Source organism: Nocardioides halotolerans DSM 19273 (genome assembly GCF_000422805.1).
In the GTDB taxonomy this organism is placed as follows: Bacteria; Actinomycetota; Actinomycetes; order Propionibacteriales; family Nocardioidaceae; genus Nocardioides; species Nocardioides halotolerans.
Genome location: NZ_KE383925.1, coordinates 64,846 through 78,156 on the forward strand (window position 1 = coordinate 64,846; position 13,311 = coordinate 78,156).

Below are 13,311 nucleotides of genomic sequence, written 5' to 3' on the forward strand. Positions count from 1 at the left end.
ATGACCGACCGGACCGTCGTGGTCACCGCGCTCGGCGTGCTCTCGCCGCTGGGCCGTGGCCCGGAGGCGACGTACGACGCCGCGCTCGCCGGCCGCTCGGGGATCACCCGGCAGCCCGACGGCGGCCTCGCCGCCCGGGTCTGCGGCCCGGACGAGCCCGCGCCGGTGCGCGACTCCGACGGGCGCCCGCTGCGGGGGAGGGCGACCGCGCTCGCCGTGACCGCCGGCCGCGACGCCCTGCGTGACGTCGAGCCCGGGTCGGTCGACCTGGTCGTCGGCACCACGATGGGCGAGCCGAGCTGGATCGACACCTGGCCGGACCACGAGGCCGCGCAGGTGCCGGTCCCGGCCGCCCGGGCGCGCGAGCTGCTCGCCGGCACCCCCGAGGCGCTCGCGGCGTCGGTCGCGTCGGAGCTCGGGGTCGGTGGCCGGGTCGCAGCGGTCGGCGGCGCGTGCGCGGCCGGCAACTTCGCGCTGGCGCGGGCGCTGGACGTCGTCCGGTCCGGGCGCAGCCCCCGGGTGCTGGCCGGCGGGGTCGACGCGTTCAGCCGGACCGCGCTCACGGGCTTCGCGCGGCTCGGGGCGCTCGCCGCTGACGGCTGCCGCCCGTTCGGGCTCGACCGGCAGGGACTGGTGCTGGGGGAGGGGGCGGCGTTCCTGCTGGTCGAGTCGCTCGCGTCGGCGCGGGCCCGTGGCGCCGAACCGCTCGCGGAGCTCGCCGGCGCCGGGCTCTCCTGCGACGCGCACCACCCGACCAGCCCGCACCCCGAGGGCGCGGGCGCAGCACGGGCGGTCCGGGCCGCGCTGGCCGATGCCGGCCTGGCTCCCGACGACGTGGGCTGGGTGAGCGCGCACGGCACCGGCACCCCGGCCAACGACCGGGCCGAGGTGCTCGCCCTGCGGGCGGTGTTCACCGGCCACCAGCCGCCGGCGTCGTCGGTGAAGTCGCTGTCGGGCCACGGGCTCGGCGCCGCGAGCGCCATCGAGGCCGTCCTGGCGGTGCAGGCGCTGCGCTCCGGTTGCCTGCCGCCGACCTGGCACGTGGGGGAGCAGGACCCGGACTGCGCGTGGGACGTGCTGACCGACGGGCCGCGCCCTCTGACCAGGGACGTCGTCCTCAACCAGGCCTACGCGTTCGGCGGCTGCAACGCCGTCACCGTCCTCCGGCGGGCCTCGTGACCGCGCACGTCACCGCCGCGACGGTGTTCGGCCCGGCCGGCTTCACCTCGGGTGACCTCGGCGAGGCCGGGCTGGTCTCCGACGACCTGGTGGCGTCGGCGCTCACGATGCGGGGGCTGCGGCCGCTGTCGCGGACCGCACGCCTGGCGATGGTCGCCGCGGCAGCGGTGTGGCCGCAGGGGTCGTCCGGGGGTCGGGACGCCGTGGTGCTCGGGTCCGCTCGGTCGAGCCTCGCGCCACTCGCCGAGTTCGTGCAGGTCGCTGCCGAGCACGGCCCCGACCAGGTCTTCCCCATGGCGTTCCCGAACACGGTGGTGAGCGTGCACGTCGGTTACGTCGCCACCCTGCTCGGCATCACGGGCCCGGCGGTGGCCGTCTGCGGCGAGCACGCCGGCCTCGAGGCGGTCGTCGAGGCCTGCGCGCTCCTGGACGGCGACCGCGCCGACCGCGCCCTGGCCATCGGCGCCGACGCCGCCGAGCCGACAGTGCTCGCCGGCGAGCCCGGGGCCGCCGAGGCCGCGGCCGCGGTCCGGCTCTCCGCGGTCCGCGAGGCGGGCTGCCTGGCCCGGATCACCGGCTGGTGGACCGCGCCGAGCTACGACGACCTGCCGCTCGGCGTACGTCCCGCCGCCCCTGGCGTGGCCGCCGGTCCTTTCGGCGCCGCCTCCGGGGCCGCCGCCCTCGTGGCGGCCGCGCACGCCGTCGCCGCGGACGGGAGACCGAGGACGGTGGCGGGTCGGAGCGGTGTGTACGGTGTGGCGGCAGTCCGGCTCGTACCGTAGCCACCCTGTTTCACCCGAGCTCGGAACGGGCAGATCGGTGCTGCCCCTTCCAACACACCACTCGAGGAGAAACACACCTGATGCGCATCACCCGCCTCGTCAGCGGCCTGGTCACCACCGCCCTGGTCGTCAGCGCACCACTCATCATCTCCGCCGCACCGGCCGAAGCGGCCACCATCGGCTCGACCGTCACCGTCAACCCGCCGAGCTCGACGCAGCTCGAGTACGGCGACGACTTCTACCTGTCCGGCACGGTGAAGGGCGTGGACGGCAAGACGCCCAACAGCCCCGTCCTCGTGGCGCTGTTCGTCAGCACCCCGGCCAACCCGGCGTGGACCCTCGTGGCCACCGACGACAGCGCCTACTTCTCCTTCTCGGACGTCAAGCCCGCCTCCAACAGCACCTACAAGGTGGTCTTCGGCGGCGGCACCTCGGGCTTCGGCGGCAGCGCCAACACGCTGACCCCCAGCGAGTCCGCGCCGCTCACCGTGGCCGTCTCGCGCAAGATCGAGGCGAAGACCAAGGGCCTGAAGGTCATCGGCAAGGTGCTGCCCGACTACGGCAAGAAGAAGGTCAAGATCCTCCAGGTCGTCGGCAAGAAGAAGACCAAGAAGTACACCAAGGTCAAGACCAGCAAGAAGGGCCGCTTCACCTTCCGGGCGCCCAACAAGCGAGGCTTCCGCTTCGTCGTCGTCGTCCCCGGTGACGCGAACTTCGCGGGCACCTTCGCCGAGTACCACGTCATCTGAGCCCGACCGGAGCGGGTCTGGCATGCTTCGCGCGTGGCAGACCCGCTCCGCCGCGGTGCGCTGTTGCTCGGCGGCTGCCTCGTCCTCGCGACCGGGGTCACGATGCTGCTCACCGCGGACCTCGGGTCCGACGGCTTCTCGACCCTGGTCAACGGCGTCTCGATCGGCGTCGAGCTGCCCTTCGTGGTGGCGAACGCCGCGATCAGCGTGGTGTTCCTGCTCGCCGCGGCCGCCCGCGGGCTCCGGCCTCGCATCGGCACGCTCGTGCAGGTGGTGGTCGTCGGCGGAGGGGTCTGGCTGCTGCTGCCGGTGCTCGACGTGCCCGGCACCGTCGCGGGGCAGGTCCTCCTGCTCGTCGTGGCCTTCCCGGTGCTGGCGGTCGGCATCGTCTGCTACCTCGGGTCGCACCTGGGCGCCGGGCCGGCCGAGTCGCCGTCGCTGGCCTGGGACCCGCCGGTGCCGTTCCGGTGGAGCTACAGCACGGTGCAGGTGACCAGCGCCGTCGTCGGCTGGCTGCTGGGCGCCACGATCGGACCGGGGACGCTCGCGGTCAGCTTCCTGCTCGGCCCCGGAGTGGACCTCACCAGCCGGCTGCTCAGGATCGACGTGCGGCAGGCGTCGTAGGCCAGAGGCCGCGCAGCGGTGCGAGACCCTCGTCGACGTACGTCGCGATCGGCTTCGTGCCCCCGTCGCGGTGCCACTGCTCGAGCGCCGCGAAGTAGCCGAAGACGAGCGCGCTGGCGGCCACCCGGGCCGCGAGCTCTCCCAGCCCGCTGTCCCCCAGCAGGGGCGTGATGCGCTGGGCGGCCCGGTCGAGGTTGGCGCAGGCCGCGGTGCGCACCGAGGGCTCCTCGAAGAAGTAGCGCACGCGGCGGTGCGCGGTCTCGCCCGGGGCGTCCTCGTAGCGGAGGACGGCCGCGAGGAGGCTGCCGACCGGGTCGGCGGGGTCGAGGACCTCGCGGAGCGCGTCGTCGTCGAGGGTGTCGAACTCGTCGGCGACGAGCAGGCCCTCCTTGGTGCCGAACAGGCGGTAGACGGTCGAGGGGGACACCTCGGCCGCCGTCGCGACCTGCTCGATGGTGACGGCGACGAAGCCGCGCTCGTCGAAGAGGTCCAGCGCGCGTTCCTGGATGGTCCGCATGGCGTCCGCGCGCCAGCGCTGACGGAGTCCATTGGCCACGTGCCGAACCTAACAGACAGTCACTTCCTAAAAGCCTTTGACTGTCTACAAAGCGTCCGTAGAGTCACGTGCTATGAGAAAGTCACTGTCTGTAACGTTCGTGCTCACCGCGCTCGGCCTCTCACTCCTCCTCTCCGTCGTGGCGCTCGCCGACCAGCTGGGCGCCCGCAGCCTGGTCGACCACGCCGACGCGGTCTACGCGCCGCACGGCAAGGACCCCAGCGCGGGGCTGCTCTACGGCACGCTCCACCTCGTCGCCGGGCTCGGAGCCGTGCTGTGGGTCCTGGCCCTGCGCTCGGTGTGGGCAGGCGGGCGGTGGGCGCGGGCGCTGGTCGTGACCGCCGCGGTCGTCGTCGTCCTGCTCGCGCTCGTGCTGCTCACCTCGCGCGAGTACGACGAGCAGATCTGGCCCCTGCGGTGGGGCGTGCTGGCCCTGCTCCCGGCGCTGGCCGGCCTGCCCGCGGTGGCCGTCCGCGCGCCGCGTGGCGTCAGTGCGACGCCGGCAGCACCGCGAACCACGGCCTCGTCCACCGGCCGAACGTCGTGAGCCGGCCGGTGGTGAACGCCTCCTCGCTCATCACGTCGACCGACCCGCGTCCGGGGTTGTAGACCCGGAGCCCGCCCTCGGCCGGTGCGACCACCAGGACCACGTGCCGCGGGACGGCGTCGCCGACGTAGAGCGGGCACGGGCGGCCCTCCGCCACCGCGGCCCGCAGCTCGGCGAGCTCCGAGACGCGCGAGCCCCAGCGCAGGATGCGCGTGCGGTAGCGCACCCCGGCATAGGAGCTCATCGCCCGGGCCACGGCCCACGGAGGCGTGCCGAGCGCGCGCGGCCACGGCAGCTGGACCCGGCCGAACGCGCGGGCGCCGGTGAGCCGGCGGTGCAGGTCGAGGACCGCCCCGGCGAAGGCGTGGGGGTTCTGGGTGGCGGCGTACGCCGGGTCGAGCAGGAGGCGTGCGGCCACCAGCGAGCTCGGGCCGCACGAGCGCTGGTCGGGCTGGGTCAGGCCGCGGATCACGTCGAGGTCCACGTCGTCACCGCGCCATCGGGCTCACCGCCGGACCGGGAGCTGCTCCACCAGCGTGAACGCCTCGTCGGCGGACACGGCCGTGCACCCCGCCGCGACGGCCGCCGCGACGATGCGCCGCTGCGCCCGGGCGAGCGCGAGGCCGCGCCGGACCAGCACCAGCGGCGGCTTGCGGTGCTCGCGCAGGTCGCGTGAGAGGCGGCGCCAGAACGTCACCGCCGGGTGCTGGCGCAGGCAGTACGCCGCCGCGAGCAGCCCGGCCTCGCGCAGCGGCCCGACCACGTGGTGGGCGAAGATCCCCTCGGCGACGACGAGCGAGGACGAGCCGAGCGACAGCGTGCGCGAGCCGTTGCGGCCGTCGTGGGCGATGTCGTAGACCGGGGTCTCGACCGTGCCCGTGCGGCAGAGCGTGGTCAGTGCCGCGACGGCCTCGTCGCACAGCCAGGAGGCCGGGTCGTCCCAGTCGACGAGGCCGGAGTTGGCGCCGGACCCGATGCGGGGCAGCGCCGGGTCGGAGCCGTCGCGGTAGAAGTCGTCCAGCCGCAGGATCGGCAGCTCGAGGCGTTCGGCGAGGTGCGACTTTCCGGAGCCCGACGGCCCCGCCAGGACGATCACCTGCGCCCGCACGCGCACATCATGCCGTGGCAGGCTGACCGCGTGGGAACCCGGGTCGCAGCCGTCGCGCTCCTCCTGGGCCTGGCGCTGTCGGGAGCGGCCTGCAGCGGCGACGACCCGGGCGTCGCGCCCGCGCCGGACCCGACCTCGGACGCCGACTGCGCGCCGCGGGTCCCCGACCCGGTCTTCACGGCCCTCGGCTGGACGGCCACGGGCGAGCCCCCGGAGGCGACCGTGCGCGGCTGCCACCGCGAGGCGCAGGAGGGGTACGTCGAGGTGCGCGACCGCACCGGCTACGACAAGCTCTGCCGCACCCTCGACCGGTCCGGCGGCGTCGGTCCGGGTGCACCGGCCGACTGGGTCGGCGACGGCGTCGAGGCCTGCGCGGTCGAGCCGGCAGGTGACGTCGGCCAGACCAAGGTCGTCGCGCGGCGCGAGGGGGACGACGTCACCCAGGTCACCGTCGCGGTCCTCACCGCGACCTCGCAGGACCGGGTGCGCGCCGCGGTCCGCGAGCTGGTCGCCATCGACCCGTGATCGGGTACCCGAGGTCGTGACCTCCTCCGAGCCGACTCCTGACGGGCTGACCGTCGCCGTCACCGGACCGACCGGCACCTTCGGGTCCGGCCTCGTGCCGCTGCTGCAGGGCGACGACCGGGTGCGTCGCGTGGTCGGCGTCGCGCGCAGCGAGTTCGACCCCGGCTCGCGCGGCTGGACGAAGATGACCTACCGCCGCGGCGACGTACGCCGTCCGGACGACCTGCGCGCGGCGTTCGAGGGCGCCGATGTGGTCGTGCACCTGGCGTTCCTCGTCGTCGGCGCCGACCCGGCCACCACCCGCGCGATCAACGTCGAGGGCACGCTCAACACGTTCCGGGCCGCCGCCGAGGTGGGCGCCTCGCGCTTCGTCTACGCCTCGTCGGTCGCGGCCTACGGCTTCCACCCGGACAACCCGGTCGGGATCACCGAGGACTGGCCGACCCGGCCTGCCGACCGGCTCTTCTACGCCCAGGAGAAGGCCGAGCTCGAGGGGCTGCTGGCCGAGGGGTCCCGGGCCCGGCCGGAGCTCGACCTCTACCTCGTGCGCCCGCCGATCGTGCTCGGCCCGAACGCGGTCGGCGGCAAGGTGCAGCTGCCCGGCTGGGTCCGCAGCGTCGCCGGGGCGGTGCCCAAGCGGCTGCCGCCGGTGCCGGTCCCGGCGCCCGACATCCCGATCCAGCTCATCCACGAGGACGACGTGGGCTCGGCGCTGATGTGCTGCGTGGTCGCCGCCGGCCCCCCGGGCGCCTACAACATCGCCGCCGACGAGACGCTCACGGCCCCGGAGATCGTCCGGCTGCTCGGCGGGATCCCGGTGCGGCTGCCCGCCGGGCCGGCCCACGCAACGGCCCGGGCGGCGGCGCGCCTGCCGGGGCTGCCGCAGAAGGCGCAGTGGGTCGAGGCGCTGGCCCATCCCGCGATCATGGACACCACGAAGGCGCGCGAGGAGCTCGGCTGGCGACCGCGGGTCAGCGCCCGCGACGCGCTGCTGCAGACCGTGCGCGGCTGAGGGTCCCGCCCGGGGCTCAGACGCCGATCGGGTGCCAGACGGTCTTGGTCTCGAGGTAGCGCGTCATCGCGTCGAGCTCCGGCTCGAGCGCCCAGTCCGGCTCGGCGGCCGGAGCCCGGTGCACCCGCTTGAGGTTGTCGGCGGCGGCCACCTCGAGCTCGGCGGCGAGCTCGGGCGAGCCCGCCAGCCCCACGAGGTCGATCGCGTTGACGTCCATGTGCGAGGCCAGCCACGGGCCGACCGTCGTCGCGTCGCCGGTGAGGATGTTGACCACCCCGCCCGGCACGTCGGACGTCGCCAGGACCTCGCTGAACGTCACGGCGGGCAGCGGCCGCGCGAACGACGAGACGACCACGCAGGTGTTGCCGGTGACGATCACCGGCGCGACCACCGAGACCAGCCCGAGGAGCGACGACTGCTGCGGCGCCAGCACCGCGACCACGCCGGTCGGCTCGGGCGTGGAGAGGTTGAAGAACGGGCCGGCGACGGGGTTGGCGTTGCCGACCACCTGGGTCAGCTTGTCGGCCCAGCCGGCGTACCAGACCAGCCGGTCGACGGCGGCGTCGAGCGCGGCCGTCGCCTGGCGTGACGTGAGCCCCTCCGACGACGACAGCGCCTCGAGGAACTGCGGACGTCGGTCCTCCATCAGCTCGGCGATCCGGTAGACGACCTGGCCGCGGTTGTACGCCGTGCGGCCGGACCAGCCGCCGAACGCGCCGCGAGCGGCGACCACGGCGTCCCTGGCGTCCTTGCGCGAGGCGAGCGCGGCGTTGGCGAGGAACTTCCCCTTGGCGTCCTCGACGACGTAGGAGTGCCCGGACTCCGAGCGGGGGAAGGCACCGCCGATGTAGAGCTTGTAGGTCTTGCGAACGTCTGCGCGAGTCACTTGAGGTATGCCTCCAGTCCGTGGCGGCCGCCCTCGCGGCCGTAGCCCGACTCCTTGTAGCCGCCGAACGGGCTGGTCGGGTCGAACTTGTTGAACGTGTTGGCCCAGACGACGCCGGCGCGCAGCTGGTTGGCGATCTGCAGGATGCGGGAGCCCTTGTCGGTCCACACCCCGGCCGAGAGGCCGTACGGCGAGTTGTTGGCCTTCTGCACCGCCTCTGCTGGCGTCCGGAACGTCAGCACCGACAGCACCGGGCCGAAGATCTCCTCGCGGGCGATCCGGTGCGCCTGGTTGACGCCGGTGAAGATCGTCGGCGGGAACCAGTAGCCGTGGCTCGGCAGGTCGCAGGGCGGCGACCAGCGCTCGGCCCCCTCGGCGTCGCCGACGGCCGACAGCTCGCGGATCCGGGCCAGCTGCTCGGCGGAGTTGATCGCGCCGATGTCGGTGTTCTTGTCGAGCGGGTCGCCGACGCGCAGCGTCGCCATCCGGCGCTTGAGCCGGTGGAGCACGTCGTCGGCGACCGACTCCTGGACCAGGAGCCGCGAGCCGGCGCAGCAGACGTGGCCCTGGTTGAAGAAGATGCCGTTGACGATGCCCTCGACCGCCTGGTCGAGGGGTGCGTCGTCGAAGACGATGTTGGCTGCCTTGCCGCCGAGCTCGAGGGTCACCCGCTTGTCGGTGCCGGCCACGGTGCGCGCGATGGCCTTGCCGACCTCGGTCGACCCGGTGAACGCGACCTTGTCGACGTCGGGGTGGCCGACCAGCGCCTGGCCGGTGCCGCCCGCGCCGGTGACGATGTTGACGACGCCCGGCGGGAGGTCGGCCTGCTGGCAGATCTCGGCGAACAGCAGCGCGGTGAGCGGGGTGGTCTCGGCGGGCTTGAGGACGACCGTGTTGCCGCAGGCGAGTGCGGGGGCGATCTTCCAGGCGAGCATCAGCAGCGGGAAGTTCCAGGGGATGACCTGCGCGGCCACGCCCAGCGACTGCTCGCCGTAGCCGGCGTACTTCAGCTTGTCGGCCCAGCCGGCGTAGTAGAAGAAGTGGGCCGAGACGATCGGGACGTCGACGTCCCTCGACTCCCTGATCGGCTTGCCGTTGTCGATCGACTCCAGCACGGCGAGCTCGCGGGAGCGCTCGGCGATGATGCGGGCGATGCGGTAGAGGTACTTCGCCCGCTCCGCCCCGGGCATCCGCGACCAGCCGCGGTGTGCCCGGCGGGCGGCCTTGACCGCCAGGTCGACGTCGTTGTCGTCGGCCTCCGCGATCTCGGCCAGGACCTCCTCCGAGGCCGGGTTGACCGTCTTGAACGCCTTGCCGTGCCCGTCGACGAACTCGCCGTTGATGAACAGGCCGTAGGACGGCTTGATGTCGACGATCGCGCGCGACTCGGGCGCCGGCGCGTAGTCGAAGGTCGCGCGGGGATCTGCGCTCGTGGTCATGGGTCAGTCCACCGTGACGTAGTCGGGGCCGGAGTAGCGGCCGGTCTTCATCTTCATGCGCTGCATCAGCAGGTCGTTGAGCAGCGTGGAGGCCCCGAACCGGAACCAGTCGGGGTCGAGCCAGTCGGGCCCGGCCACCTCGTTGACGGTCACGAGGAACTTGATCGCGTCCTTGGCCGTGCGGATGCCGCCGGCCGGCTTGACGCCGATCATGGTGCCGGTCGCCTCGCGGAAGTCGCGCACCGCCTCGAGCATGATCAGCGTGACGGGCAGGGTCGCGGCCGGCTGCACCTTGCCCGTGGAGGTCTTGATGAAGTGGCCGCCGGCGAGCATGCCGAGCCACGACGCGCGGCGCACGTTGTCGTAGGTCTGCAGCTCGCCGGTCTCGAGGATCACCTTGAGGTGCGCGCTCTCCCCATTCTCTCGGCGGCACGCTTCACGGACCTGGGCGATCTCCTCGTAGATCTCGAGGTAGCGGCCGGCCAGGAAGGCGCCCCGGTCGATGACCATGTCGATCTCGTCGGCGCCCGCCTCGACGGCGTCCCTGGTGTCGGCGAGCTTGATGTCCATCGCCGCGCGGCCGCTGGGGAACGCCGTGGCGACCGCGGCGACCTTGACCCCGCTCGAGCCCAGCGCCTCCTTGGCGGTGGCCACCATGTCGGGGTAGACGCAGACCGCGGCGGTGGCCGGGCAGGTCGCGTCGGAGGGGTCGGGACGCATGGCCTTGGCGGCCAGCGTGCGCACCTTCCCGGGGGTGTCCTGCCCCTCCAGCGTGGTCAGGTCGACCATCGAGATCGCGAGATCGAGGGCGAACGCCTTGGCGGAGGTCTTGATCGACCGCGTGCCGAGCGCGGCGGCGCGCTGCTCGGCGCCCACCTGGTCGACGCCGGGGAGCCCGTGGAGGAAGCGCCGGAGCGACGAGTCGGACCGGGTGACGTCGAGGTCACGGAACGGTGTCGGCTCGACGTCGGACTGGGTGGCCACCATGCCGCCCAGCATAGGCTGGAACGGCATGGCGGACCCCTTTGGAGGAGTGGGCTGGTGACCGGCACGGAGCAGGGCGACACCACGGTCGAGAAGTTCGCCCCCAACGGCGGCACCGCCATCGCCGTGATCGGCGGTCTGGTGTGCCTCGGGTTCATCGTCGGCTGGGCCGTCGACACCGACGACGTGCCGCCCTGGGTGCCGGCCCTGGCACTGTTCGCGGCGGTGGTCATCTACGCCAGCACGGTCCGCCCGCGCGTGCTGGTCGAGGGCCGTGACCTGGTGCTGCGCAACATGCTCAGCACGATCCGCCTCCCGCTCGCCTCGATCGAGGAGATCGCGGTCCGGCAGGTGATGGCGGTCCGCGCGGGTGGCAAGCGCTACGTCTGCGCGGGGGTCGGGCGGACCCTGCGCCAGGCGATGAAGGGCTCGGCGGTCCAGCGCGCGCGGCAGGAGGTCGGCGGCCTGCGTGGCGAGCTGGCCAAGACGGAGGGCCGCGAGCCGGGCATGAACTACGCCGACTTCGTCGAGATCCGGGTCCAGGAGCTCGTCAACGAGGACCTCGCCCGCCGCGGCATCAAGAAGCGCTCGGCCGAGGCCGACGCGCTCGCCGAGCACGTGCGCCGCGAGTGGGCCTGGCCCGAGATCGGCGCGCTCGCCGTGACCACGGTGCTCGTCGTCGCCGGGTTCCTCGTCGGCTGACGGCCTAGAGACCCAGCGCCGCCTCGATGTCCTTGCCCAGGGCGTCGAGCCGGGTGGCGGCCGAGATGCGGGCCGCGTCGACGCCGGCCTCCTCGTCGACCGGCACGACCACCTCGAGGTAGCACTTGAGCTTCGGCTCGGTGCCACTGGGCCGGACGACGACCCGCGCGCCCTCGGCGAGGTGGAAGCGCAGCCCGTCGGTGGGCGGCAGGTCGGCGCTGCCGAGCGCGAGGTCGTCGACCCGCTCGACGGGCAGCCCGCCGAGCTCGGCCGGCGGGGTGGCGCGCAGGCGCTCCATCGCCGCCGCGATCAGGGACAGGTCGGCGACGCGCACCGAGACCTGGTCGGTGGCGTGCAGGCCGTGCTGGACCGCGAGGTCGTCCAGGACGTCGACCAGGCCGCGGCCCTCCGCCTTGGTCTCGGCGGCCAGCTCGCACAGCAGCAGCAGGGCCGAGACGCCGTCCTTGTCCTTCACGTGGTCGGGGTCGCAGCAGTAGCCCAGCGCCTCCTCGTAGCCGAACGCGAGGCCCGGCACCCGGCCGATCCACTTGAAGCCGGTCAGCGTCTCGACGTACGGCTGGCCGGCGGCCGCCGCCATCCGGCCGAGCAGGCTCGAGGAGACGATCGAGGTGGCCCAGGTGCCGGTGCGCCCCCGGGCCATCAGGTGGTGGGCCAGGAGTGCGCCGACCTCGTCGCCGCGCAGCATCCGCCAGCCGTCACCCTTGCCGGAACCGGTCGGGACGGCGGCCGCGCACCGGTCGGCATCCGGGTCGTTGGCGACCACGAGGTCGGCGCCGTGCTCGGCCGCAAGGGCCAGCGCGAGGTCCATCGCGCCCGGCTCCTCCGGGTTGGGGAACGCGACGGTCGGGAAGTCGGGGTCGGGCTGCTCCTGCTGCTCGACGACCCGCGGTGCGGCGAAGCCGGCGGTCTCCAGCACCTGCAGCGCCGGGCCGGCGCCGACGCCGTGCAACGGCGTGTAGACGACGTCGAGGTCGCGAGGCCCGTCCTGGGCGAGGCCGGCGATGGTGTCGAGGTAGCGGTCGACGACGTGCTCGCCGAGCACGGTCCCGCCGGGGCCGCGCGGCAGGTCGCGCAGCGCCCCGACGGCGTCGATCTTCGCCGCGATGCCGGCGTCGGCGGGCGGCACGATCTGGCTGCCGTCGCCGAGGTAGACCTTGTAGCCGTTGTCCTGCGGCGGGTTGTGGCTGGCGGTCACCATCACGCCGGCCGCGCAGCCGAGCTCGCGGATCGCGAAGGCCAGGACCGGGGTCGGCAGGGGTCGCGGCATCAGCCACACCTTGAACCCGGCGCCCGACATCACCTCCGCGGTGTCGCGGGCGAAGTCGTCGCTGCGGTGCCGGGCGTCGAAGCCCACCACGACCGGCCCGGTGGCCCCCTGCTCCTGGAGGTACGCCGCGAGCCCCGCTGCCGCCCGGATCACCACGACGCGGTTCATCCGGTTGGGTCCGGCGCCGACCGCGCCGCGCAGCCCCGCCGTGCCGAACTCCAGCGTCCCCGCGAACCGGTCGGCCAGGTCGGCCGGGTCGGCGCCGCCCTCCACGTCGGCGATGACCTGCTCCAGCTCGGCCCTCGTGAGGTCGTCGGGGTCCTCGGCCGCCCAGGCGCGGGCCCGCTCGAGCAGGACGTCGGTGGCCGCTGAGGTGCTCATGCGTGCACCCTAGGACGTGTGCCGGACCGGAAGGCTGTCGCCGAGCTGATCCCCGAGCTGGCGGTCCGGCTCGGCGTCCCACGCTTCGTGGCCGTGTGCACCGGCCTGATGGCCGGAGCCGACCGCGAGGACCACCTCGACGAGCTGCGGAGCCTGACCGGGCACGACCCGGTCGAGATCGTCCTCGACCGGGCCGCGTGGCCCGACTACTGGGTGCGCACGTGGGGCGCGCGCGGCCTGCTCCACGTCTGGGACGACGCCGCCACCGACGCGGTGGTGCGGGGCCTGGCCGACGAGCACTGGCGGCCCGCCGAGATGTGCCTGAAGGTCGCCGCACGGCACGTCGTGGCCGGCACGGGCGACGGCGCCGCCGCGCTCGCCGACCACGACCTGCCGCGAGTGCGTGCCCAGGCCATGCGCGCGCTGGCCGTCACCGGCGACACCGAGCACGTCGCCGGCGTGCGGGACCGCCTCGCCGACGAGGACGAGGCGGTACGCCGCCAGGCGAGCCGTGCGGTCTCGGCCATGGAGCAGCGCCTCGACCTGTGA

At 74.0% G+C, this 13,311-nt stretch carries 16 protein-coding genes; 9 read left to right on the forward strand and 7 right to left on the reverse strand.

Translation table 11 applies throughout. The annotated features are described in order from the left end of the window. The 4 genes from G514_RS0120480 to G514_RS0120495 all read left to right on the forward strand — a co-directional run bounded on the left by G514_RS0120480 (position 1) and on the right by G514_RS0120495 (position 3,334). A complete protein-coding gene (locus tag G514_RS0120480; RefSeq protein ID WP_028653266.1) occupies positions 1–1,179 on the forward strand; it encodes a beta-ketoacyl-[acyl-carrier-protein] synthase family protein in 1,179 nt (392 codons plus the stop codon). Then, positions 1,176–1,961: a beta-ketoacyl-[acyl-carrier-protein] synthase family protein gene (locus tag G514_RS0120485; RefSeq protein WP_028653267.1), complete on the forward strand. Its 786-nt coding sequence runs from the start codon at positions 1,176–1,178 to the stop codon at positions 1,959–1,961. The genes G514_RS0120480 and G514_RS0120485 overlap by 4 nt, the downstream gene beginning before the upstream one ends. 80 nt (positions 1,962–2,041) lie before the next feature. Continuing rightward, positions 2,042–2,710 (forward strand): hypothetical protein, encoded by a 669-nt coding sequence (locus G514_RS0120490; protein WP_028653268.1) that lies wholly within the window; start codon positions 2,042–2,044, stop codon positions 2,708–2,710. Between the two features lie 33 nt (positions 2,711–2,743). Further along, on the forward strand, positions 2,744–3,334 hold the full coding sequence (locus tag G514_RS0120495; RefSeq protein WP_028653269.1) for a DUF6198 family protein: 591 nt from the start codon (positions 2,744–2,746) through the stop codon (positions 3,332–3,334). Here G514_RS0120495 and G514_RS0120500 read toward each other — a convergent pair. Then, positions 3,306–3,890: a TetR/AcrR family transcriptional regulator gene (locus G514_RS0120500; protein WP_028653270.1), complete on the reverse strand. Its 585-nt coding sequence runs from the start codon at positions 3,888–3,890 to the stop codon at positions 3,306–3,308. The genes G514_RS0120495 and G514_RS0120500 overlap by 29 nt on opposite strands. Before the next feature lie 73 nt (positions 3,891–3,963). Here G514_RS0120500 and G514_RS0120505 point away from each other — a divergent pair, with 73 nt between their 5' ends. After that, a complete protein-coding gene (locus G514_RS0120505; RefSeq protein ID WP_157545079.1) occupies positions 3,964–4,437 on the forward strand; it encodes a hypothetical protein in 474 nt (157 codons plus the stop codon). On the opposite strand, the gene G514_RS0120510 is transcribed toward G514_RS0120505, so the two are convergent. Next, complete coding sequence (locus tag G514_RS0120510) at positions 4,379–4,921, reverse strand: hypothetical protein (RefSeq protein ID WP_028653272.1); 543 nt, start codon at positions 4,919–4,921, stop codon at positions 4,379–4,381. The genes G514_RS0120505 and G514_RS0120510 overlap by 59 nt on opposite strands. 21 nt (positions 4,922–4,942) lie before the next feature. Next, positions 4,943–5,545 (reverse strand): uridine kinase family protein, encoded by a 603-nt coding sequence (locus G514_RS0120515; RefSeq protein WP_028653273.1) that lies wholly within the window; start codon positions 5,543–5,545, stop codon positions 4,943–4,945. A 30-nt stretch (positions 5,546–5,575) separates the two neighbouring features. Here G514_RS0120515 and G514_RS0120520 point away from each other — a divergent pair, with 30 nt between their 5' ends. Then, the gene (locus G514_RS0120520) at positions 5,576–6,070 is read left to right on the forward strand and encodes a hypothetical protein (protein WP_157545081.1); all 495 of its coding nucleotides are present in this window, start codon (positions 5,576–5,578) and stop codon (positions 6,068–6,070) included. Positions 6,071–6,086: 16 nt separating this feature from the next. Next, a complete protein-coding gene (locus G514_RS0120525; protein ID WP_028653275.1) occupies positions 6,087–7,082 on the forward strand; it encodes an NAD-dependent epimerase/dehydratase family protein in 996 nt (331 codons plus the stop codon). A 16-nt stretch (positions 7,083–7,098) separates the two neighbouring features. Here the strand turns inward: G514_RS0120525 and G514_RS0120530 are convergent, their stop codons facing one another. From G514_RS0120530 to deoC, 3 genes are read right to left on the reverse strand one after another with little or no spacing between them, the layout of a single operon-like run. Next, entirely contained in the window at positions 7,099–7,968 is an 870-nt protein-coding gene (locus tag G514_RS0120530; protein WP_028653276.1) for an aldehyde dehydrogenase family protein, read from the reverse strand. Next, a complete protein-coding gene (locus tag G514_RS0120535; RefSeq protein WP_028653277.1) occupies positions 7,965–9,407 on the reverse strand; it encodes an aldehyde dehydrogenase family protein in 1,443 nt (480 codons plus the stop codon). The genes G514_RS0120530 and G514_RS0120535 overlap by 4 nt, the downstream gene beginning before the upstream one ends. 3 nt (positions 9,408–9,410) lie before the next feature. Beyond that, on the reverse strand, positions 9,411–10,421 hold the full coding sequence (gene deoC / locus G514_RS0120540) for a deoxyribose-phosphate aldolase (RefSeq protein WP_245582288.1): 1,011 nt from the start codon (positions 10,419–10,421) through the stop codon (positions 9,411–9,413). A 27-nt stretch (positions 10,422–10,448) separates the two neighbouring features. Here deoC and G514_RS0120545 point away from each other — a divergent pair, with 27 nt between their 5' ends. After that, on the forward strand, positions 10,449–11,093 hold the full coding sequence (locus tag G514_RS0120545; RefSeq protein ID WP_028653279.1) for a hypothetical protein: 645 nt from the start codon (positions 10,449–10,451) through the stop codon (positions 11,091–11,093). A 4-nt stretch (positions 11,094–11,097) separates the two neighbouring features. Here the strand turns inward: G514_RS0120545 and G514_RS0120550 are convergent, their stop codons facing one another. Continuing rightward, positions 11,098–12,762, reverse strand: coding sequence for a phospho-sugar mutase (locus G514_RS0120550; protein ID WP_028653280.1), 1,665 nt, complete (start codon positions 12,760–12,762; stop codon positions 11,098–11,100). Positions 12,763–12,780: 18 nt separating this feature from the next. Here G514_RS0120550 and G514_RS28090 point away from each other — a divergent pair, with 18 nt between their 5' ends. After that, positions 12,781–13,311, forward strand: coding sequence for a HEAT repeat domain-containing protein (locus G514_RS28090; RefSeq protein ID WP_051247918.1), 531 nt, complete (start codon positions 12,781–12,783; stop codon positions 13,309–13,311).